This is a genomic window from Janthinobacterium sp. NFX145, assembly GCF_049810325.1.
GTDB classification, from domain to species: domain Bacteria; phylum Pseudomonadota; class Gammaproteobacteria; order Burkholderiales; family Burkholderiaceae_D; genus Janthinobacterium; species Janthinobacterium rivuli.
In genome coordinates this window covers 4,098,647-4,119,967 of record NZ_CP187360.1, presented here as the reverse complement: position 1 = coordinate 4,119,967, position 21,321 = coordinate 4,098,647, and the positions used below count along the sequence as shown (strand labels likewise).

13 protein-coding genes are annotated in these 21,321 nt (G+C 66.4%); 6 read left to right on the top strand and 7 right to left on the bottom strand.

The window, feature by feature from the left end; genetic code table 11:
- Positions 1 to 202: 202 nt before the first annotated feature.
- From rnr to udk, 6 genes are all read left to right on the top strand, one after another.
- Positions 203 to 2,737, top strand: coding sequence for a ribonuclease R (gene rnr, locus ACPJXG_RS18335; RefSeq protein WP_425251933.1), 2,535 nt, complete (start codon positions 203 to 205; stop codon positions 2,735 to 2,737).
- Positions 2,738 to 2,752: 15 nt separating this feature from the next.
- Complete coding sequence (rlmB, locus tag ACPJXG_RS18330) at positions 2,753 to 3,496, top strand: 23S rRNA (guanosine(2251)-2'-O)-methyltransferase RlmB (protein ID WP_058048541.1); 744 nt, start codon at positions 2,753 to 2,755, stop codon at positions 3,494 to 3,496.
- Positions 3,497 to 3,628: 132 nt separating this feature from the next.
- On the top strand, positions 3,629 to 4,378 hold the full coding sequence (gene cysE / locus ACPJXG_RS18325; RefSeq protein ID WP_035817403.1) for a serine O-acetyltransferase: 750 nt from the start codon (positions 3,629 to 3,631) through the stop codon (positions 4,376 to 4,378).
- A gap of 10 nt (positions 4,379 to 4,388) precedes the next feature.
- Complete coding sequence (locus ACPJXG_RS18320) at positions 4,389 to 5,099, top strand: YceH family protein (protein ID WP_051958258.1); 711 nt, start codon at positions 4,389 to 4,391, stop codon at positions 5,097 to 5,099.
- A gap of 13 nt (positions 5,100 to 5,112) precedes the next feature.
- On the top strand, positions 5,113 to 5,616 hold the full coding sequence (locus tag ACPJXG_RS18315) for a DUF2199 domain-containing protein (RefSeq protein ID WP_425251932.1): 504 nt from the start codon (positions 5,113 to 5,115) through the stop codon (positions 5,614 to 5,616).
- A gap of 59 nt (positions 5,617 to 5,675) precedes the next feature.
- Positions 5,676 to 6,320 (top strand): uridine kinase, encoded by a 645-nt coding sequence (udk, locus tag ACPJXG_RS18310; protein WP_034756921.1) that lies wholly within the window; start codon positions 5,676 to 5,678, stop codon positions 6,318 to 6,320.
- 12 nt (positions 6,321 to 6,332) lie between these two features.
- On the opposite strand, the gene ACPJXG_RS18305 is transcribed toward udk, so the two are convergent.
- The 7 genes from ACPJXG_RS18305 to ACPJXG_RS18275 all read right to left on the bottom strand — a co-directional run bounded on the left by ACPJXG_RS18305 (position 6,333) and on the right by ACPJXG_RS18275 (position 21,107).
- A complete protein-coding gene (locus tag ACPJXG_RS18305) occupies positions 6,333 to 7,502 on the bottom strand; it encodes an HlyD family type I secretion periplasmic adaptor subunit (protein WP_425251931.1) in 1,170 nt (389 codons plus the stop codon).
- Positions 7,499 to 9,631, bottom strand: a complete 2,133-nt coding sequence (locus ACPJXG_RS18300; protein WP_425251930.1) for an ATP-binding cassette domain-containing protein — start codon at positions 9,629 to 9,631, stop codon at positions 7,499 to 7,501. Before ACPJXG_RS18300 ends, ACPJXG_RS18305 begins: the two co-directional genes overlap by 4 nt.
- A gap of 28 nt (positions 9,632 to 9,659) precedes the next feature.
- The gene (locus tag ACPJXG_RS18295; protein ID WP_425251929.1) at positions 9,660 to 10,931 is read right to left on the bottom strand and encodes a TolC family protein; all 1,272 of its coding nucleotides are present in this window, start codon (positions 10,929 to 10,931) and stop codon (positions 9,660 to 9,662) included.
- A gap of 140 nt (positions 10,932 to 11,071) precedes the next feature.
- A complete protein-coding gene (locus ACPJXG_RS18290; protein ID WP_425251928.1) occupies positions 11,072 to 18,100 on the bottom strand; it encodes a hypothetical protein in 7,029 nt (2,342 codons plus the stop codon).
- A gap of 759 nt (positions 18,101 to 18,859) precedes the next feature.
- Positions 18,860 to 19,861, bottom strand: coding sequence for a hypothetical protein (locus tag ACPJXG_RS18285; RefSeq protein WP_035817410.1), 1,002 nt, complete (start codon positions 19,859 to 19,861; stop codon positions 18,860 to 18,862).
- Complete coding sequence (locus ACPJXG_RS18280) at positions 19,858 to 20,730, bottom strand: ABC transporter ATP-binding protein (protein WP_425251927.1); 873 nt, start codon at positions 20,728 to 20,730, stop codon at positions 19,858 to 19,860. The genes ACPJXG_RS18285 and ACPJXG_RS18280 overlap by 4 nt, the downstream gene beginning before the upstream one ends.
- The gene (locus ACPJXG_RS18275) at positions 20,727 to 21,107 is read right to left on the bottom strand and encodes a GntR family transcriptional regulator (protein WP_425251926.1); all 381 of its coding nucleotides are present in this window, start codon (positions 21,105 to 21,107) and stop codon (positions 20,727 to 20,729) included. The genes ACPJXG_RS18280 and ACPJXG_RS18275 overlap by 4 nt, the downstream gene beginning before the upstream one ends.
- Between the last annotated feature and the right edge of the window lie 214 nt (positions 21,108 to 21,321).

Below are 21,321 nucleotides of genomic sequence, written 5' to 3'. Positions count from 1 at the left end.
TTGCCGAAGTCAAATGCATTGCGCAGCTTTTCTCCTTTTTTTCATCGGCGGGGCACTTGTTCGGTTTCCGCTACGCTGTCCGTTAGGCAAACCAAGGCGTCCTCCGGTACACTACCGGACATCACCGTGTCAATATTGACGGTGATGTCATCGGTCTTTGTCTTCCGTTTGATCACTGTCAATAACAACTATAGAAATACTTTTGAGCCAAAATACCCACACCATCCCCAGCCGGGAGGACATTCTCGGCATATTCCGCAGCGTCAACGCGCCTCTCGACCCGCAGTCTCTCGGGAAAACGCTGCAAGTGCATGCCGATTCCATGGATGTCCTGGTCCGTCGCCTGAAGGCGATGGAGCGCGACGGCCAGCTCAAGTCTGACGCCAGCGGTGTTTTCAGCCTGGCCGACCAGAGCGCGCTTGTCGCCGGTCGCGTCACCAGCCACCGCGATGGCTTCGGCTTCGTCATTCCCGACGACGCCAGCGCCGACCTGTTCCTGCCCGAGAAAGAAATGCAGAAAGTACTGCATGGCGACAAGGTCATGGCCCGCATCGTCGGCACGGACCGCCGCGGCCGCCCGGAAGGCACGATCGTCGAAGTCACCTACCGCGCCAATACCCACGTCATCGGCCGTTTGATTCATGAAAACGGCACCTGGGTCGTGGCGCCGGAAGACCAGCGCATCGGCCAGGACATCCTCGTCACCGGTTCGGTCGGCAAGGCAAAAGCCGGCCAGATCGTCAGCGTCGAACTGACCGAGCAACCGATGCGCTTCAAGCAGCCGGTCGGCAAGATCGTCGAAGTGCTCGGTGCGCTCGATGACCCCGGCATGGAAATTGAAATTGCCGTGCGCAAATTCAACGTGCCGCACATCTTTTCCGCCGCCGCCCTCAAGCAAGCTGAAAAGCTGCCGTTCGAAGTGCGCGCCGCCGACCTGAAAGACCGTGTCGACCTGCGCGACGTGCCTTTGGTGACCATCGATGGCGAAGATGCGCGCGATTTCGACGATGCCGTGTATTGCGAACCCGTCAAGATCGGCCGCGCCAACTGCTTCCGCCTGATCGTGGCGATTGCCGACGTCAGCCATTACGTGAAACCGAACGACGCGCTCGATATCGACGCGTTGGAGCGCAGCACGTCCGTCTACTTCCCGCGCCGCGTCATCCCGATGCTGCCGGAAAAACTGTCGAATGGCCTGTGCTCGCTGAACCCGGCCGTCGACCGTTTGACCCTCGTCTGCGACGCCGTCGTCAGCGACAAGGGCGAGCTGAAGGCTTACCAGTTCTACCCGGCCGTGATCCACTCTGCCGCGCGCCTCACGTATGACGAAGTCGCTGCCGTGCTGGGCAATACCAAGGGACCCGAAGCGGCACGCCGCGCGGACATCCTGCCGCACCTGCAGAATCTGGAAGCCGTCTACCGCGCCTTGCTGAAAGCGCGCACGGAGCGGGGCGCCATCGATTTCGAGACGACGGAAACCTATATCGTCTGCAATACGGCTGGCAAGATCGAAAAGATCATCCCCCGCACGCGCAACGAAGCGCACAAGATCATCGAAGAGTGCATGCTGGCGGCCAACGTTTGCGCGGCCGATCTGTTGCTGCGTAACAAGCACCCAGGCACGTACCGCATCCATGCCAGCCCGACCAAGGAAAAGCTCACGCAAGTGCGCACCTTCCTGAAACAGGTTGGCCTGAACCTGACGGGCGGCGACACGCCATCGGCATCCGATTACCAGACCCTGATGCAGCAGATCAAGCAGCGTCCCGACGCGGCTCTGCTGCAAACGATGCTGCTGCGTTCGATGCAGCAAGCCGTCTACAGCCCGGACAATATCGGCCACTTCGGCCTGGCGTACGAGGCGTATGCCCACTTCACCAGCCCGATCCGCCGCTATCCCGACCTGCTGACGCACCGCGCCATCAAGGCCATTCTGCAAGGCAAGAAATACGAGCCGAAGCTGTCCGATAAAGTCGTGTTGAACACCAACGTGTCGAACGCCACGCGCAAGCAGCAGGCCAAGGACAAGGCCGACGGCAAGCCGAAAAAGACGGATCTGACGATCTGGGATGCGCTCGGCGTGCATTGCTCGGCCAACGAGCGCCGCGCCGACGAAGCGTCGCGCGACGTCGAGGCATGGCTGAAGTGCTACTTCATGCAAGACAAGCTGGGCGAAGAATTCACCGGCACCATCACCGGCGTGACCACGTTTGGCGTCTTCGTGCAACTGGACACCCTGTTTGTCGAAGGCCTGGTGCATGTCACCGAGCTGGGCACCGACTACTTCCAGTACGACGATGCGCGCCATGAATTGCGCGGCGAACGCACGGGCAAGCGCTACCAGCTGACCGACCGTCTGACGGTGCAAGTGGCGCGTGTCGACCTGGAAACGCGCAAGATCGACCTGCGTCTGGTCACCGATGCGGAACTGGCGGGCGAAGAAGCGCCAGCCAAGCAAGCTGGCGGCAAGCGCAAGGGCGAAAAGAAATCGATGGTCAAGCCCGGTCCCGCGACCGAGCAGCGCCACGAGATCAAGGCCAGCGTCAATGGCGGCAAGGGTTCCGGCGGACGTTCCAATGGCGCCAAGGCGCAAGCCAAGCCTGCAGCCAAGGCAGCGCTGAAGGAAGCCCCCAAGGCCGCCGCGCCGAAGCGCAGCAAGAAACCAGCCGTGGCACCCGCTGCGGCGGCACCACGTGCAGCAAAAACTGTATCAAAATCAAGCAAGAACAAGCGATAAAAGAAACGATAACAAATGAAGAATAAAATGATTTTCGGCTTCCACGCCGTCACCTCGCGTCTGCGTCATGAAGCGTCGTCCGTGGAAGAAATTTTCGTCGATGCCAGCCGCGTCGACGGCCGCATGAAGGACATGATCGCCGCCGCCAAGGCTGCCAACGTGCGCGTCATGCCCGTCGATTCGTCGCGTCTGGACAAGATCGTCGGCACGCGCCGCCACCAAGGCGTGATCGCGTTTGCCTCGCAACTGTCGCTGGCGCGCAATCTCGATGAGCTGCTGGACGCCATCGATGGCCCGCCGCTGCTGTTGATTCTCGACGGCATCACCGACCCGCACAACCTGGGCGCCTGCCTGCGCGTGGCCGACGGCGTCGGCGCACATGCCGTCATCGTGCCGAAGGACCGCGCCGTGGGCTTGAATGCCACGGCAGCCAAGGTCGCCAGCGGCGCCGCCGAAACCGTCCCGTACATCACCGTGACGAACCTGGCGCGCACCATGCGTGAATTGAAGGATCGCGGCATCTGGCTGATCGGCACCTCGGACGACGGCGAAAAAGGCTTGTACGAAGCCGATTTCACGGGCCCGACGGCTCTCGTCATGGGTTCCGAAGGCGAAGGCATGCGCCGCTTGACGCGCGACACCTGCGACATCCTCGTCAGCATCCCGATGTTCGGCTCCGTCGAGAGTCTGAACGTGTCCGTGGCATCGGGCGTGTGTCTCTACGAAGCCCGCCGTCAGCGGATTGCTTTAGAAGCATAAGAACGTCCTGCACGTTTTGTAGCGCTTCCATGATCGGCCGCCGCCTTGGTGCTGGCGGCCGATTTGCTTTCCCCTCCAGCACTCCCCCTCCGAATACGCTACCATTTGCGTTCCACCTTATCCATTGTCATTATGTTCCACCACCTGCGCGAAGACATCAACAGCATCATCGAACGTGACCCGGCCGCCCGCAATGGCTGGGAGGTGCTGACCTGTTATCCGGGCTTGCACGCCATCGTCATGCATGGCTGGGCGCACTGGTGCTGGACGCGGCGCATGAAGTGGGTGGGGCGCTTCATTTCGTATATCGCCCGCATCATCACGGGCATCGAGATCCATCCGGGTGCCGTCATCGGCCGGCGCGTCTTCATCGACCACGGCTTCGGCGTGGTGATCGGCGAGACGGCCGTCGTCGGCGACGACTGCACCATCTACCAGGGCGTTACTTTGGGCGGCACCTCGCTGCACAGCGGCGCCAAGCGCCATCCGACCCTGGAGCGCGGCGTCATCGTCGGCGCCGGCGCGCAGGTGCTGGGCAGCTTCACGGTGGGCGAGTACGCCAAGGTGGGTTCGAACGCCGTGCTGTTGAAACCCGTGCCGTCCGGCGCGACGGCCGTCGGCAACCCCGCGCACATCGTGCAAAAGGATGTCAGCGCCCTGCGCGAGGGCAGCACGGCCCACCTGTTCGCCGCGTATGGCGTCACGCCCAACGGCGACGATCCGCTGTCGAAAGCCCTGCAAGGCTTGATCACGCATGCCGTGGCGCAGGAACAGCGCATCGAAACCATCCTCGCCACGCTGAAGGCGGCCGGTATCTGCTGCCAGGCTGTGCCCGAGTGTGATAAATTCGATTCCGAGCAAATGAACAAGCTGGTTGATTAAGGATACAGGCATGACTACAGACGCAAACATAGCTGAAAACGCAGCAGAAAAAAGCACTGACAATCCGAATCTGCTCGACCCCTTCGAGATCCGCGTGCTGGCCGTGCTGGCCGAAAAGGAAGCGCTGACGCCGGACAGCTATCCGCTGTCGCTCAACGCGCTGACGAACGGCTGCAACCAGCTATCGAGCCGCGACCCCGTCATGGCCCTGTCCGAGGAAACCGTCTACGACGTGCTGCAGCGGCTGATGCAGCGCAAGTTCGTCAACGGCATCACGCAGGCGGGCGCGCGGGTCGCCAAGTATGAACACCGCATGCGCATCAAGTGGTCGCTGGAACAGGACAAGCTGGCCATCCTGACGATATTGATGCTGCGCGGCTTGCAGACGGCGGGCGAGATCCGCAGCCGCAGCGGCCGCGTACATGAATTCAAGTCCGTGGCGGAAGTGGAATCCGGCCTGCAATTTTTGATCGACAAATACCCGCCGCTGGTGGCCAAGCTGGCCGTCGCTCCTGGCGCCAAGGAACCGCGCTACGGACACTTGCTGGGCGGTGAAGAGGCGCTGGCGCAGATCGAGACGGCGGCCGGTTTTGCGGGTGCCGTCAGCGCGCCGCAGCAGGGCAGCCGTGTCGCTCAGCTGGAACAGGAAGTGCTGCAATTGCGCAGCGACTTCGATGGCCTGGCGGCGCAGTTCGAGGCATTCCGCAAGCAGTTCGAATAACGTCACTGCCCGCATGACTTTTTCCTTTCTGTGCCGCTCCTGCGGCGAGACCCACACGGGCATGCCCAGCTTCGGCGCCGATGCGCCGTGGCTGTATGAGCAGATGGCGCCCGCCGAGCGCGAAGCGCGCTGCCAGCTCGACAGCGACGCCTGCATCGTCGATGAAGCGCACTGTTTCGTGCGCGCCACCATCGACATCCCCGTGCATGGCTCGGACGAGCCGTTCAGCTGGGGCGTGTGGGTGTCCTTGAGCGGCGAGAGCTTCGACTCCTGGGATGCCTGCTTCAATGACGCGCAGCGGGCGCACATCGGCCCCTTCTTCGGCTGGCTCAGCACGCAGCTGCCCGTGTACCCGGATACCCTGAACCTGAAAACCCGCGTCCACCTGCGCGACGATGGCATGCGCCCATCCATCGAGCTGGAGCCGACGGAGCATCCGCTGGCCATCGAACAGCGCGACGGCATCACGGCAGAGCGGGTGGCCGAGCTGTATGCGCGGCTGGTGCATGGCGCGTGACAGGCCCGGCTTTGCAGCCGCTCCCTGTCAGTCCGCTCGCGTTTCCGGTATCATTCGGCATGAATACTATTTCCTTCCAACCGTTTGTTATTGGTGTCGCTGGCGGAAGCGGCAGTGGCAAGTCCACCGTATCCCAACAAGTGCTGGCGTCCTTTGGCGCCGACATGGTCTCGGTCGTGATGCAGGACGACTACTACTGCGACCAAACCCATCTTTCCCCTGAAGTCCGGCGCCAGCAGAATTACGACCATCCGCAGGCGTTCGAGTGGCCATTGCTGGTGCAGCACATCCAGGCCTTGCGCAATGGCGAAGCGATCGAGATGCCCGAGTACGATTTCACGCTGCACAATCGCTCCAGCCGGACCATACCCGTCAAGCCGGCGCCGGTGATCGTCATCGAAGGCCTGTTTGCCCTGTATGACGAGAACTTGCGCGACATGATGTCGCTGAAGATCTTTGTCGACACGGCCTCCGACGTGCGCTTCATCCGCCGCATGCAACGCGACATCACGGAGCGCGGCCGCTCGGTGGAAAGCGTCATCGAGCAGTATCTGGAAACCGTGCGCCCGATGCACAAGCAATTCATCGAACCGACCAAGCGCAATGCCGACGTCATCTTGCCGCATGGCGCGAATGGCCCCGCGGTCGACATGATCACGGCCAAGGTGGCCAGCGTCATTGGCCGCCTGAAGCCTGCCGGCTAAAAGCACGCTGCGTCAGCGCTCCCCCATCGATTCCGAAAACGTCTTGGTGATCGGTTTCGTCAGGTAGCGCAAGACCGTCTTGCGCCCCGTGTTGATTTCCACCGTGGCCGTCATGCCGGGCTGGATCAGGATCGGCTCGCCATTCTTGCCCATCAGATTGCGCCCGCTGGTCTTGATCTGCACGCGGTAGTAGGGCTGCTCGTTGCCCTTGTTGTCCTCACTTAAGGTGTCCGCGCTGATGTAGCTGACGGTGCCGCGCAAACGCCCGTAAATGCCGTAGTCGTAGGCGTCGAGTTTCACGGCCGTGGGCAGGCCCGGCTTGATGAAGGCGATGTCGGCCGGTTTGACTTTCGCCTCGATGATCAGGTCATCGTCCGTCGGCACGATCTGCAGGATTTCCTCGCCCGGCTTGGCCACGCCGCCCAGGGTGGTGAGGCGCACGTTGCGCACGATGCCGTCTGTGGGCGCGTAAATATCCGTCGATCCCAGCTGCTCCTTGCGCTGCGTCACCGTCTGCAGCACGCCGGCCAGGTCTTCCTGGGCTTTCACCAGGTCCGTCTGGCTGTCCTGCAGGTATTTGTTGCGCCGGTTGGTGATCTGCGCCTGGATGTCGACCACTTGCCGCCGCAGTTTCAGCACCTCGGCGCGGCTGACATCTCCCGTTTCCAGCAGCGGCAAATTCATTTCCAGCTCTTCCTTGATCAGCTTCATGGCGCTTTCCAGCGAGCTCACTTCCGCCTGCACGGCGCCCTGGCGCTTGCTGAACAGGGCCAGCTGGTTGGCGCGAAATTCCGGGAACGCCTGCAGTTCGGGCGGGAACTTCGGCGCGCCGCCAAACACCTCGGCTTGCAGGCGCGCCACGGCCGCCTTAAGGCCGGCCGCCTTGGCCGTGCTTTCCAGGTAGCTCGTTTCGGCCCGTGTGCGGTCGAAGCGCGCCAGCAATTCGCCCTTTTTCACGACGCTGCCTTCATGCACGCGCAGCTCGGCCAGCACGCCGCCATCGGCCACCTGGATGACCTGGTTGCGCGAACTGGCGATCACCTGGCCGTTGGCGCGCGTGACCTGGTCCAGCTCCGCCCACGAAGCCCAGGCGATGACACCGGCCAGCGCCGCCGTGCAGCTCCAGATCAGCACGCGGCCCCGTTTCGCTTCCTCTTTCGCTTCGACCCTGGCCAGCTTCATGCGACGGCTCCTTGCGCCACCGGCGCGGTTGCGGAACTGGGCACGGCCTGCGGCTTGCCCGACAGCTTGGCCAGCACGGCATCGCGCGGACCGTCGAGCAGTACTCTTCCCGCCTGCAGCACCACCAGGCGGTCGAGCAGGGGCAAGAGGGCGTTCTTGTGCGTGGTGGCGACCATGGTCACGCCTTCGGCCGCCAGTTCGCCCAGCAGGCCGACGATGCGCGCTTCCGTCTTCGCATCCATGGCGCCCGTCGGTTCATCGAGCAGCCAGATGCGCGGCTTGGCCAGCAGCAAACGCGTGACGGCGATCAATTGCCGCTGGCCGCCCGACACGCCGCGCCCGCCCTCGGTGATGCCCAGCGCCAGCCCCCGTGGCTGGCCCAGTATCAGTTCGATCAATCCCGTGCGCTTGGCCGCCGCCAGGATCGCTTCCTCGCCCGGGTCGGCCAGTCCCAACAGCAGGTTGTCGCGCAGGGTGCCGCTGAACAGCCGCGTTTCCTGCGGCAGGTAGCCGACCATTTCACGCACCACGGCCGGCGCCAGCAGGGCCATGTCGACGTCGCCCAGGTAGGCCTTGCCCTCGGCCGGCTGGTACAGGCCCGAGGCCAGTTTCAGCAGGGTGCTCTTGCCCGAACCGATGGCACCCACCAGGCCGACCCGTTCGCCGGGGCGGATGGCCAGGCTTTCCACTTCCAGCGCCACCTTTTGCGCGCCGCCATACGTAAAGCGGATGCGTTCGAAGCGCAAGCCCGTATCGAGGCTGCGCGGCGTCAGCGCGAACTGCGCGTTGTCCGCTTCATTGGGCAGACTGATGACCTGTTCCAGGCCGTCGATCGAGGCGCGCGCATGCGCCCACTGCACCATCACGGCGGGCAGCTGCACGATGGGCATCAGCGCGCGGTTGCTGATGATGGTGCACGCCATCAGGGCGCCCATGGTCATCTGGTTTTCCGCCACGAACCACGCGCCCATGGAGATCAGCGCCACGTTGGTCAGCTGCTGGAAGGCGGCCGTGATGTTTTGCGACAGGGCCGCATAGTCGCGGATATTCTGCTCCGCGTGGCTGCTCTCGGCCACCAGTTCGGCCCAGCGCGCCTGCATCATCCATTCTGCGCTGCTGCCCTTGAGCGTTTCCACGCCATCGACGGCTTCCACCAGCAGGCCCGCCTTGCGGTTGCTGGCGTTGAGGTTCTTGCGCGTATGGCTCTCGATGGCGCGCTGGAACATCAGGCCGCACACGAGGGCCAGCGGCAGGGCCACCAGCGGCACCACCACGAGCCAGCCGCCGATGATGGTGATCATGGCGAGAAAAATCACCGCGAAGGGCACGTCCGTGAGCACGAACAGCGAGGTCGACGTCAGCACGCCGCGCACCATTTCAAAACCTTTGACCTGCGCCGCCAGGGTGCCGACGGAAGCGGGACGCGCCTCCATGCGGATGCCCAGCATGCGCTGGAAAAACCACTCGGACAATTCATGGTCGACGTCATTGCACGAGTGGTCGACGATGCGGCTGCGCACCTGCTTGAGGATGAATTCCAGGCCGATCGACAGGGCCACGCCCACCACCAGCACCCACAGGGTGCTGAAGCTCTGGTTCGGGATCACGCGGTCGTACACCTGCATGGAAAACAGCGAGGTGGCCATGGTCAGCAGGGTCACCAGCGCGGTGGCCAGCACGGCGTCGACAAACACGCTTTTCTTCAGCCACAGGGCGTTGCGCACCAGCCCCAGGGCGCCGGGGCGGGCGCCGCTTTTTTCGCTGCGGCGCGGCAGGCCCACGCAAGCCAGGCCGGCCAGTGTCGCCAGTTGCAAGGCGCACCCATCGACGCCTTCGCCGCGCCAGGCGCCGTCGGCGCCGCGCGACTGCAGCAAGCCCCAGCCCGTGCTGGCGCTGTAGACGGCGAACGGCAGCTCGCCCGGCGTCGGCTCGTGCAGCATGCGCGCCGCGCCTTCCAGGCCGGCCGCCTGCCAGATGCTGGTCACTACCGCGCTGGGCGCACCATTGCCGTCGGCGTCATCGAGCTGGCGCTGCAGGTCGGCCAAGCGCGCGGCAGGCACGTGCTGGCCCGTCAGGCGGGCGGCGCGCTCGACGAGTGTCAGCAAGCCATGTTTGATGGAGGTATCCACGCTGTCTCCTGTGTGCATCATGTCGGTGTCAATTCGCGCGCATCATGCCGGCCGGCGCAGTGCGCCCGGCCAGGGTGCCCGTTTGCGCTGCCAGGCGCAGGCTGGCGGCAATCGCCTGCGCGCGCGTGTCTTCCAGCGAAAACTGCGCCTGGGTCGCTTCGCGCACGGCATTGAGCACGTCGTTCCAGCTCTTGCGGCCGATCACGTACTGGCGCGCATACGATTCGAATACCTGCGTCGAGGTGGTGCTGGCCTCGCCCGCGTTGCCCAGGCGCTGGCGGCTCGCCTCGGCCTCGTTCCAGTCCAGGGTGAAACGCTCGCGTACCTCGCGTTCGGCCACGTCGTGCGCGGCGCGCGCGCCTTCGCGCCGGGCCACGGCGGCGTCCACGCCGGCCTTGGCCGACAGGCCTGCGCCCGGCTGCGCCTGCAGCACCAGCATGGCGCGCGTGCGGTTGTCGGCATTGATGCCGCCGCCCGTGGGCTTTTCCATGCGCAGCACCACTTTCGGCATGTAGGCCGAGCGCTGCAGGGTGATGTCGGAATCGGCTGCCTGCGCCTCGAACTCGAGGCGGTGCAGGGTAGGGGAGTAGTCGATGGCTTGGCGCATGACCCGATCCAGGCTGGCGTCGGGCAGCGGTTCGCCCACGCCGATGCCTGCGGCGCTGACGAGGCGCACGGGTTTGCCGGCCAGTTGCGACAGCTGCGCCAGCGCGTTTTCCAGCGCCTGGCGCGCATTCGATACATCGTTGGCCGCCTGGTAGGCGCGCGATTCGGCCAGGCGCTGGTCCGTTTGCGAGCTGACCGACTGCGCCACGCGGCGCTTGATCATGTCCAGCAGGCGCTGGTGCTCGGCCAGTCCCCCTTCCGCCGAGCGCACGCGCGCCGTCTGGCGCAGCGCTTCCGTGTAGGCGGCGATCACGCGCAGCGAGAGGCTCAGGCGTTCTTCCTCGATGGCGGCGCCGGCCGCGTCGACCCGGCTGCCGGCCGCATCGATGCCGGCGTCGATGCGCCCGCCGCTCCACAGCGGCTGCTCGATGCGCACCACGCCGCCCGTTTCCTGCGAACCGGTGGGCACTTCCGCCGACAGGCTGGGATAGCGCTGCCATTGCGCGCCATCGAGTTCGGCGCGCGCGGCCGCCTGCGCCGAGCGCCTGCCCTGCACGGCGGGATGGTTTTGCAGCGCCTGCTGCAAGACCTGGTCGAAGCTCCAGGCGGTGGCGCCCTGGGCGCCGGCGAAAGACGATATCGATGCCATGGCCACGGCAGCCAGCAGGGCCGCGATGCGTGGCAGTGAAGACAATGCTGGGAAACCGCGTAATCTCATCCCGTATTTTTCCGGCACCAGGCCTGACGCATTTCTAGGTATTGGCGGGAGCGCGCCGTTTTGCGTTGCGCTCCCGCCGCCGTGCCAGGCGCGGCGCCTGGCGTGGGTGCCCTGCTTCAGACGACGAAGTTGGCCGCCGTCAGTTGCGTGATGTTCACCCCGCTGAGCAGCACCAGCGCCGTGTCGATGGCGTTGGCGTTGCTCAGGTCACTCGAGTGATACACCGTCACGGCGCCGCTGTTTTGCGCATCGGCGATGACGATGTAGCCCTGGCCCGACAAGACGCTGCTGTCGGCCGCGATGGCGCTGGCCGCCGCGCCGATCGACACGGACGTACCGTCGAAGATGAACAGGTTGTCGTTGCCAAAGTCCGTGCTCAGATTGACGCCCACGGCCACGGCAGCCGTCAGGTCGGCGATGGCCGACATGTCGATCACGTCGCCGCCGGCGGCCGGCAGACCGGTGCTGAAGTCGGCGACCGTCAGCGGGTTGTGCAGGGCATTCTGGCTCAGCACGAACAGCTGGCTCGCGTCCGTCAGGTCCGCTTGCGCCTGCGCCGCCGCCGCCGCGGCGGCATCGGCATTCGCCGCCACCGTCAGCGAGCTGGCATCCGTCAGGTCTGCCTGCGCCTGGGCCTGCACGGCGGCGACGGCGGCCGCATCGGCTGCCAGGTGCAGGGCATTGGCGTCCGTCAGGGCGGCCGTCTGCGCCGCCGCCAGCGCCGCTGCCGCTGCCGCATCGGCAGCCTGGGTGAGGGCCACGGCGTCTGTCTGGTCGGCCAGCGCTTGCGCGGCGGCAGCAGCGGCGGCGTCCGCATTCGACACGACGGCCAGGGCGCTGGCGTCGGTCTGCGCGGCGAGGGCGTTCGCTTGTGCCAAGGCCGTGTCGGCAGCCTGCGCGTCGGCATTGGCCTGGGCCGCTGCCGCGTCGTCCGCATACGCCGCGTTTGCATTGGCGTGCGCTTGCGCCGCTGCCGCTGCCGCGCTTGCGGCGGCCGCATCGTCGGCTTGCGCCGCTTGCAGGGCCGCCAGAGAGGCTGCGGCCTGCGCCTGTGCCAGCGGCGCGGCCGCATCGGCCGCATGGGCCGCCGCTGCCGCTGCTATCGCAGTATTGGCATTGACCGTGGCGGCTGCCGCCGCCGCATCGTCAGCCTGTGCCTGCTGCGTGTCGGCCAGCGAGGAGGCTGCCTGGGCGGCTGCGGCCGCGGCAGCGTCGTCGTCGTTCTGCGCTGCCGTGGCGGCAGCCAGTGCGCTCGCTGCCGCGGTTGCCGTACTGACGGCCAGGGCATCGGCGGCGATGGCGGCCGTATGCGCGGCGGCGGCGGCGGCGGCATTGGCCGCTGCCTGGTTGGCGGCCGTGTCGTCGGCCTGCGCCGCCTGTGCGGCGAGCAGCGATGCCGCCGCTGCGGCGGCGCTGGCGGTGGCGGCGGCATCGGCCGCTGCCGCTGCGGTGGCAGCCGCTTGCGCCAGCGCTGCTGCGGCGGCGGCATCGGCGGCGGCCTGGTCGTCGGCGACGGCGGCGTTATGCGCCGCCTGGGCGTTGGCGGCATTGGCCGCTGCCAGTGCGGCTGCCGCGTCGTCGGCCTGCGCCGCCTGCGTGGCTGCCAGGGTGATGGCGGCGGCAACGGCCGCTGCCGCTGCCGCGACATCGGCGTCGTGCGCGTTTTGCGCCGCCAGCTGGGCGGCTGCGGCTGCGGCCGCGGTGGCGGCGACGTTGGCGTCGGCGGCGATGGCGGCGTCCAGCGCCAGTTGCGCATTGGCGGCGGCCGTGGCGGCCGCTGCCGCCGTGGCGTCGTCGGCCTGGGCATTGAGCGTGTTGGCCATCGAGGTGGCCGCTTGCGCCGCTGCCGCTGCCGCGGCGGCATCGGCGTTTTGCGCGGCGACGGCCGCCGCATGCGCGGCAACCGCATTGGCGGCAGCGGTGGCGGCCGCCGTGTCGTCGGCCTGGGCTGCCGCCAGCGCCGCATGGGCGGCAGCCGCATTGGCATTGGCCTGGGCCGCGTCATCGGCCGCACCTTGGGCGGCGAGCAGGAGGTTCAGTTTCAGCGTCTTGTCATCGTCGGCATCCGTGGCGTTGACATCGGCCGTCACGGCGGCGGTCAGGTTGGCGATGGCCGCGTTGAGTGCGGCATGGGCGTTCAGCGCTGCCGTATCGGCCAGTTGCGCCGCCAGAGTGGCGGCCGCCGAGAGGGCGGCCGTGTGCGCGGCATTGGCGGCGGCATCGTCGGCGGCCAGGGCCGCGCTGGCGGCTTTCAATGCGTTGTTGGCCGCCGTGGCGAGCAAGGCCAGGTCGCTATCGGCCTGCAAGGCCGCATTGGCAAGGAGCTGTGCCGCTGCGGCGGCCGCCGCCGTGCTTGCCGCCGTGGCGTCGTCGGCCGCGGCGGCATTGGCGGCGGCGAGCGAGGCGCTGGCCGTCAATATCGCCGCGTTGAGTGCCGTCGTGGCGTTATTCAGGGCCGTTTGCGCGTTGGCCGCCGCCGTGGCTGCCGCCGCGGCGAGGCTGTCGTCGTTCAGGGCCTGGGTCAATGCGGCCAGCGCGCTCGCTGCCGTTGCCGCGGTCGTGCCGACGGCGAGATCGGCCGCTTGCGCAGCCTGCGTGGCGGCCAGCGAGATGGACGCCGTGAGGGCGGCGGTGGCAGCGGCGATATCGTCCGCCTGCGCATGCTGCGTGGCGGCGGCCGAGATGGCGGCCACGGCGGCGGCCGCCGCGGCAGCCGTATCGGCGGTGGCAGCGGCAACCGCGGCGGCCGTTGCATTGGTGGAGTTGAGCACAGCTGCGGCGGCCGCCGCGTCGTCGGCCAGGGCTGCATTCAGGGAGGCCAGCGCGTTGGCGGCGATGGTGGCGGCGCTGGCGGCGGCATTGTCGGCCAGTTGCGCCGCTTGCGCGGCAGCTTGCGAGACGTTGGCGACAGTGGCGGCCGTCGCAGCGGCCAGATCGTCGGCGACGGCGGCAGCGGTGGCCGCACTCGCCGTGATGGCGGCAGCGGCCGTGGCGGCCGCATTCGCGTCCGCTTGCAGGGCCGCATTCAGGGCGGCCAGGGCATTGGCGGCCGTTGCGGCTGTCGCGGCGGCGGCGGCATCGGCCGCTTGCGCGGCCTGGGCCGCTGCCAGCGAGGTGGCGGCCACGCCGGCGGCAGTGGCGGCGAGCGTGTCGTCCAGCGCCGCCGCGGTGGCCGCAGCTTGCGAGGTCAGGGCCAGCGTGGCGGCGGCGGTGGCGGCACTGTCGGCCGCCAGCGCATTGTTCAGGGCGGTCAGGGACGCTGCCGCCGTGGCTGCTGTCGAGGCGGCCGCCGCGTCATCGGCCTGCGCCGATTGCGCGGCGGCGAGCGACAAGGATGCCGTGGTGGCGGCGACGGTGGAGGCCAGTGCCGCCACCAGGTCGAATGGATGGGCGGCCGAATAGGCGGCCAGGGCGGCGGCATTCGCGGCATCGTTGTTGGCGACGGTGGTCAGGGCGGCGGCATCCGTCAAGGCGGCCTTGGTGGCCGCCACGGTGGCGGCCGTGACGTTGAGCGTGTGGGCAGTCCCCAGCAGGACGGCGTCGGTGAGGCCGGCGACGGCGGCCGCGGCCGTGGAGGCGGTGGCGTTGACGGTCGCTGCCAGGCCCAGGGCGACGGCGTCCGTCAGGTTGGCCGTCGTTTGCGCTGCGGTGGCGGCGGCCGCATCGACGGTCGCTACCAGGCCCAGGGCGACGGCATCGGTCAGGGCGGCCGTGGCCGCTGCCGTGTTGGCGGCGGCCGTGGCGGCTGTCGAGACGGTGCCCAGCGCCACGGCATCGGTCAGGCTGGCAACGGCGGCAGCGGTGCTGGCGGCCGTGTTGGCGGCCGTCGACACGAGGCCCAGCGCAACGGCGTCGGTCAGGTTGGCCGTCGTTTGCAGGGCGGCAGCGGCAGCCGCGTCGGCCGTGGCGACCAGGCCCAGGGCCGTGGCGTCGGTCAGCGCGGCGGTGGCGGCAGCCGTATTGGCGGCCGTGGTGGCAGCGGTCGAGAGCGTGCCCAGGGCCACCGCATCGGTCAGGTTGGCAACATTCGTCGCCGTATTGGCGGCGGCTGCGGCGGCCGTGGCGAGCAGGCCCAGTGCGGCGGCATCCGTCAGGTTGGCCGTTGTCTGCAGGGTGGCGGCCACGGTGGCATCGGCGGTCGAGATCAGGCCCAGCGCCGTGGCGTCCGTCAGCGCCGCCAGGCTGGCTGCCGAGGAGGCGACCAGCGCATCGGCATTCGAGATGAGGCTCAGCGCGGTGGCATCGGTCTGGCCAGCCGTCGTCAAGGCCAGGCCCGCGGCCGCGTCGGCGGCCGTCGAGACGAGGCCCAGGGCCACGGCGTCGGTCAGGTTGGCCGTGTTTTGCGCAGCCGTGGCTGCCGCTTGTGCCAAGGTATTGGCAGCGCTCAGCGTGTTGACGGCGGTCTGGGCGGCAAGTTCAGCGGCGGCGTCGGTGGTGGAAACGAGGCCCAGCGCGCCGGCATCGGTCAATGCGGCAGTGGCGGCTGCGGCAGTGGCGGTGGCCTGCGCCGCGGCAGCCGCGCTGACGGCCGAGATGTCGACCCCGCCCAGCCCGGCGGCTATTTCCGCCGCCGAGACGGCAGATGCCGCCGTGGCGATGAGTGCATCGGCATCGGTCGCGGCGGCGATGGCTTGCAGGCCGGTGGCCGTCAGCGCATCGGCGGTGGAGATGCCGGCAAGAATGGTGGCATCGAACAGGGCGGCAGTGATATCGGCGTTATCGGCGCCGAGCTGCAAGCTATTGACGGTGGCCGTCAGGTCGAGCACGCTGGTTTGGCCAGCCGTGACGTTGGCGGCCAGGGCGGCGAGGTTGGCGAGATTGAAGGCATTGAGCGCGACATTGACGTCCAGCAGGCTGGCTTGCGCATTCGCGGCATCGGCATCGGCATCGGCCTGGTCGGCCGCTTGCTGCAGGGCGACGACATCGGTCTGGTCGGCCACTGTTTGCGCATTCGCCGCATCGCTGGCGGCGGCTGCGTCGGCAGCGGCCAGGGCGGCCGCATCCGTCTGGTTGGCCGTCGTTTGCGCCGTCAGCGCGGCGGCGGCATCGGCGTCGGAAATCACTTGCAGGGCGGCCGCGTCCGTCAATGCCGCTTGCGTGGCGGCGCTGGCGGCCGTGCTGGCGGCTGCATCGGCCGTGATTTGCAGGGCGGCCGCGTCGCTCAGGCTGGCCGTGACGACGGCATTCGCCGCCACCGTGGCGGCAAGGGCAGCGGCCGCGTCGAGCGCGGCGGCGTCGCTACTGGCTGCCAGGGCGGCGGCGGCCGCCGTGGCGGCATCGGCATCGGAAATCAGGGCCAGCGCGGCCGCATCCGTCAGGCCGGCCTGGAGTTGCGCGGCGTCCGATGCCAGGGTGGCGGCATCGGCGATCAGGCCCAGGGTGGGCGCGTCCGTCATGTTCGCTTGCGTCTGGGCATTGGCGGCGTTTGTCGCGGCGGCATTGGCTGCCGCTTGCAGGGCGACGGCGTCGGTGGCGTTGGCGATGGTGGCGTCCTGGGCGGCAACGCCGGCGGCGGCATCGGCTGCCATGCTCAAGGTGACGGCGTCGGTCAGCCCCGCCTGCGTGGCGGCGGCGGTGGCTGCGTTCGCGGCGGCGGTGGCGGCGATGCCCAGTGCCGTGGCGTCGCTGGCATTGGCCGCTGTCGCCGCATCGGCGGCGGCCGTGGCGGCGGCGCTGGCGGCGGCGGCCAGGGCGGCGGCATCGGTCACATCGGCCAGTTCGGTCGCGGCGGCAGACGCGGCGGCATCCGCATCCGAGATGAGGGCCAGGGCGTCGGCATCGGTAAAGCTGGCCTGGATGCCTGCGGCGACGGCGGCGTTGGCGGCGGCCGTTGCCGCCAGGTCCAGCGCGGCGGCATCCGTGGCATTGGCCAGCGCCGTGGCGGCGGCAGCGGCGGCGGCATCATTGGCCGCGATGACGCCAAGGGCTGCCGCATCGGTCAGCGCTGCCTGGGTGTTGGCCGCGGCGGCGACCACGTCGGCGGCATCGGCGACGGCTTGCAGCGCCGGGGCGTTGGTCTGGTCCGCTTGCGTTTGCGCCGCATCGGCAGCGGCGTGCGCGGCGGCGGCATTGGCGGCGGCCGTGGCGGCGGCCGCATCGGCATTTTGCGCCGAGGTGGTGGCGGCCAGGGATATGGCGGCGGTGGCGGCAGCGGCGGCGGCCGCGCTGTCGTCATCCGTGGCGGCGCCAGCGGCCGCTTGCGCGCCGGGGACGACGGCCGCCGTGCTGGCCGCCAGCGTGTCGTCGCTGGTGGCGGTATTGGCGGCGAGCAACGCTGCCGCCGCCGCAGCGGCGGCCTGCGCCGCCAGTTGGTCGGCCAGGGCGGCCGCATTCGCCGCGGCCAGCGAAGCGGCTGCCGTGGCCGCTGCCGCGGCGGCGGCGGCGTCATCGGCCAAAGCATTGTTGGCGGCGGCGACAGCCGCGGCGGCGGCCAGGATGGCTGCGTCGGTGACGACGGTGGTGGTGGATTGATTGCCCGTGCCACCGCCGGTCGAACCTCCTGTCCCCGTGCCACCGCCGGTACCGCCAGTGCCCGTACCGCCGCCGGTGCCGCCGGTGCCCGTGCCACCACCGGTACCGCCCGTGCCACCGGTGCCGGAGCCGCCGGCCGCAGCGCCACCGCCTCCGCCACCGCCTGCCGCGGCGGCAACCAGGCCAAGGCCGCCGAGCGCGCCCAGCACGCCAAGTCCGCCCAGACCGCCTGTAGCGCCGGCACCCGCACCGGCACCAGCCGAAGCCCCGGCGACATCGACCACACTGCCGCTGGGGATGCCGGCCGCCCCGGCGCCGGCGCCAGCGGCGCCACCGTTGTTGTCGCTTTGCGGCGTGCCGGAATCGGCGCCGCCGTTGCCCGCCTGGCCGGCCGCCGCACCACTGCCGCCGGCTGCCAGGGCGGCTGCCGCAGCCAGCGCCGCGGCCGTGCCCAGGGCGGCGGCATTGCCGCTCTCGGCGCTTCCCGTGACTTCCACGACATTTTCAGGCGGCATGGTCGCGCTGGCATCGGCCCCTTTGATCAGTTCGTCTTCGTCATACTGCTTGCGCTCGCCGTCTTTTGGAGTGACGGCTTTTTTTGCCGGCGTCGTGATCCTGGCGGCTGCGCCTTCGGCATTGACGGGAACTTGGGCTGGATTTTGGGTGGTGGCCATTTGGAAGTCTCCGGAAAAGGTTATGTACTCGTTCAATTTTCTAAAATAATAAAAAATCAATAATCTGATTCGATTCCTTGCTTGCTCCGGCGAGGCTTGGGCCGTGGTCGAACTTGGGTGTTACCGATGTCGATAGTGGCAAGTAAAACATAACTGGCAAAAAAACGCTGGCACAACAGAACATTTATTTAGAAACTATAAAAATGCCATTTTTATAGTTGTTTCATGCGGCATCATTTTTTTGTCTTTTGTTTCTATTGCAACTGGATTGCCAGCTGATATTCACTCGCGGAATGCAGTATTTACAGGCGATGCCTATCTGCTCCCACTCTGATGATAGTTTCAATTCTGAAACTTTCAATTTCATTTTGATCATTTTTCATGACTCTATTCTGTCAAGCTTTGCTTTCACCAATCATCACGAATTGTCACGAAATGGAACTTTCCGGCTGAATCCGCCAACATGCGCCAGTGTTTCTGCGTCTTTTATTCAAAAAACATATCGCTATCGAATTGCTAGTTGTTGCTTTTTTGTGTGGTGATTATCAAATGTGATTGGGAATAAAATACGATAGAAATAATTATTTGTAATTATCATATCGATTTATTGCTATCGATCGGATAGCCGGTATTGAATGAAGAGGATTTTTCATAATAACTATCAGTAAAGTAGTTATTGTTTTATTGACTTGAATGGGGCGGAAAATGCAAAACGCCCCGACGGGCGGGGCGTTTTTCAGGGGATGAGACAGTGCGCTGTCAGCCTTCCTCGCGCCAGCGGCGCAGGCGGATGGCGGCGTAAATCAGCGCCGCGCCTGCCGCCGCGCCCAGCCAGACGGCAGGCAAGGCCAGGCTCGACCAGGAATTGCTGAATACATCGATGCGTGTCATGTGCGAACTCCCTTCCGCCAGGGCGTGCATGCGCGGCAGCAGTTCCGGTTCGAACAGATACCAGCTGCCGGGGAGGGTGCCCAGCAGGGCGCGCCCGATGACATTCATCTGTATCCACTCGACGCCGCTTTCCGTCTGCGTCAGCTTGCCTGCCCAGACTGTCAGGATGAGCAGCAGCAGCGGCACGCCGACGGCCCACAGGAAGACTTTCGACCTGGCCCAGCTCGACACCATCAGCAGCCAGCCGACGGTCGGCAAGGCCCACAGGCAATACACGGGCAGCAAGCCGAACACGCGCAGCGGTCCCAGGTACAGGCCCGGGGTGGCCAGCAGTTCGGCAAACACGTGGATGCCGTTGGCCGCCAGCACGCCGCTGAGGATCAGGATCAGGGCCAGCGACGTCAGGCTGGCGGCGGCGGTCACGATCAGCGGCGCGACCAGCAGGGCGACGGCCGCTTTCGACAGCACCGTCTGCGCATCCGAGATGGGCAGCGACTTCCAGAACAGCACGCTGCGGTCGCGGCGGTCGTCGTGCAGGGCGCTCAGGCAATAGAAAAACACGAGGAAACCCAGCGCCAGGAACAGGGGCGCGGCCGCGTACGTATAGTTGTTGGCGACGGCGTCGATGATTTCCGTGCGGCGCGGACCGAAGGAGCGCGTATTGAAGACGGTACTCCAGGAAATTTCCTCGCCGTTGACGATGAGTGCCGTGCGCATCTTGGTCTTGGCGATGGTGCCTATCGCCATCAGGGAGCCCAGCACCGTCATGACGACGCCGATCAGGGCAGGCGTCCACACCAGCATGCCCTTGTGTTCCCACAACTCGCGCCGGAGCAGCCATTGCATCTTGTTTACAGGGGAAATACTCATTGGTACGATCCTTTCATGGTCGCGACAAACAGGTCAGCCAGGCTTGGCGTGCGTACTTCGCCGAGGGCCGCCAGCTGGGTGCGGGCGACGCCATCGAACAGCATCACCGACTTGCCGAACACGCTGCGTTCGCTGATCGGCTGCAGGGCGCGCGCCGGATTGACGTGCTGCGGACCCACCATCACCTCGATGTAGCGCTCGCCTACTTCTTCCATGCTCGACGCCAGCACGATCTGGCCGTCGCGAATGAACATCAGGTCGCTGAGGATGTGTTCCACTTCCTCGATCTGGTGCGTGGTGATGACGATGGTTTTGTTTTCATCGAAATAGTCTTCCAGCAAGTTCTGGTAGAACTGCTTGCGGTAAAGAATGTCCAGGCCCAGGGTCGGCTCGTCGAGCACCAGCAGTTTGGCGTCGATGGCCATCACCAGCGCCAGGTGCAGCTGCACCACCATGCCCTTCGACATGGCCTTGACCTTCATTTTCGGCGACAGTTTGGTGTGGGCCAGGTAGCGTTCAGCCTTGCTGCGGTCGAAACGTGGATGCACGCCGGCAACGAAATCGATGGCGTCGGCCACGCGCAGCCAGCCCGGCAGGATGGCCACGTCGGCGATGAAGCACACGTCTTCCATCAGCGCGTCGCGCTGCACGCGGGGATCGCGCCCCAGCACCGACAAGTCGCCATCGAAGCCCGTCAGGCCCAGGATGGCTTTCAGGGTGGTGGTCTTGCCGGAGCCATTAGGCCCGATCAAGCCGACGATGCGGCCCGGCGCGATATCGAAGCTGATGCCATTGATGGCCACCTGCTTGCCATACTGCTTGCGCAGGCCGCGCGCGCTGATGACGCTGTCCTTGTTCAATGCATTCATGCGTTCTCTCCGTGTGCGCCGGCGTCGCGGCTCGCTTGCAGCAGTTGATCGAGGTCGAGGCCCAGGCGCGTGATGTGTTCCAGCAAGGCTGGCCATTCTTCGCGCAGGAAGCGTTCGCGTTCACTGGCCAGCAATTTGTCGCGGACGCCTTCCAGTACATACATGCCGAGTCCTCTGCGTTTTTCCACCAGGGCATCGTCGACCAGTTCCTGGTAGGCGCGCGAGACCGTGATGGGATTCAATTGATAATCGGCCGCCACCTGGCGCACCGAAGGCAAGGCGTCGCCGGATTGCAGCACGCCATCGAGCATCATGCCCACCACTCTGGCCTTGAGCTGGCGGTAGATGGGGCTATTGTCATTCCATTCCGCGCTCATGGGATGCGCTCCGACAAGGGCGGGGCGGTGCGGCGCATGAAAAATGCTGTAGGCATCGAAGCTCCGTGATGTATTGAGTTGGTGTTGTAGTTAACTATAACAGTGAAAATCAAAATGTCAACATATTCATGTTTTTCTATCCACAAGGAAACTATAATATTGCGTGTTTGAAAATCTTACTTGATAACTTTTGGCGTGCATGTCGCCGCAACCA

Coding starts and splice junctions, on each gene's coding strand:
- ACPJXG_RS18290 (WP_425251928.1), bottom strand. CDS start 18,100: ATGGCCACCACCCAAAATCCAGCCCAAGTTCCCGTCAATGCCGAAGGC.
- cysE (WP_035817403.1), top strand. CDS start 3,629: ATGTTCCACCACCTGCGCGAAGACATCAACAGCATCATCGAACGTGAC.
- ACPJXG_RS18320 (WP_051958258.1), top strand. CDS start 4,389: ATGACTACAGACGCAAACATAGCTGAAAACGCAGCAGAAAAAAGCACT.
- ACPJXG_RS18285 (WP_035817410.1), bottom strand. CDS start 19,861: ATGAGTATTTCCCCTGTAAACAAGATGCAATGGCTGCTCCGGCGCGAG.
- ACPJXG_RS18280 (WP_425251927.1), bottom strand. CDS start 20,730: ATGAATGCATTGAACAAGGACAGCGTCATCAGCGCGCGCGGCCTGCGC.
- ACPJXG_RS18305 (WP_425251931.1), bottom strand. CDS start 7,502: ATGAAGCTGGCCAGGGTCGAAGCGAAAGAGGAAGCGAAACGGGGCCGC.
- ACPJXG_RS18275 (WP_425251926.1), bottom strand. CDS start 21,107: ATGAGCGCGGAATGGAATGACAATAGCCCCATCTACCGCCAGCTCAAG.
- rlmB (WP_058048541.1), top strand. CDS start 2,753: ATGAAGAATAAAATGATTTTCGGCTTCCACGCCGTCACCTCGCGTCTG.
- ACPJXG_RS18315 (WP_425251932.1), top strand. CDS start 5,113: ATGACTTTTTCCTTTCTGTGCCGCTCCTGCGGCGAGACCCACACGGGC.
- udk (WP_034756921.1), top strand. CDS start 5,676: ATGAATACTATTTCCTTCCAACCGTTTGTTATTGGTGTCGCTGGCGGA.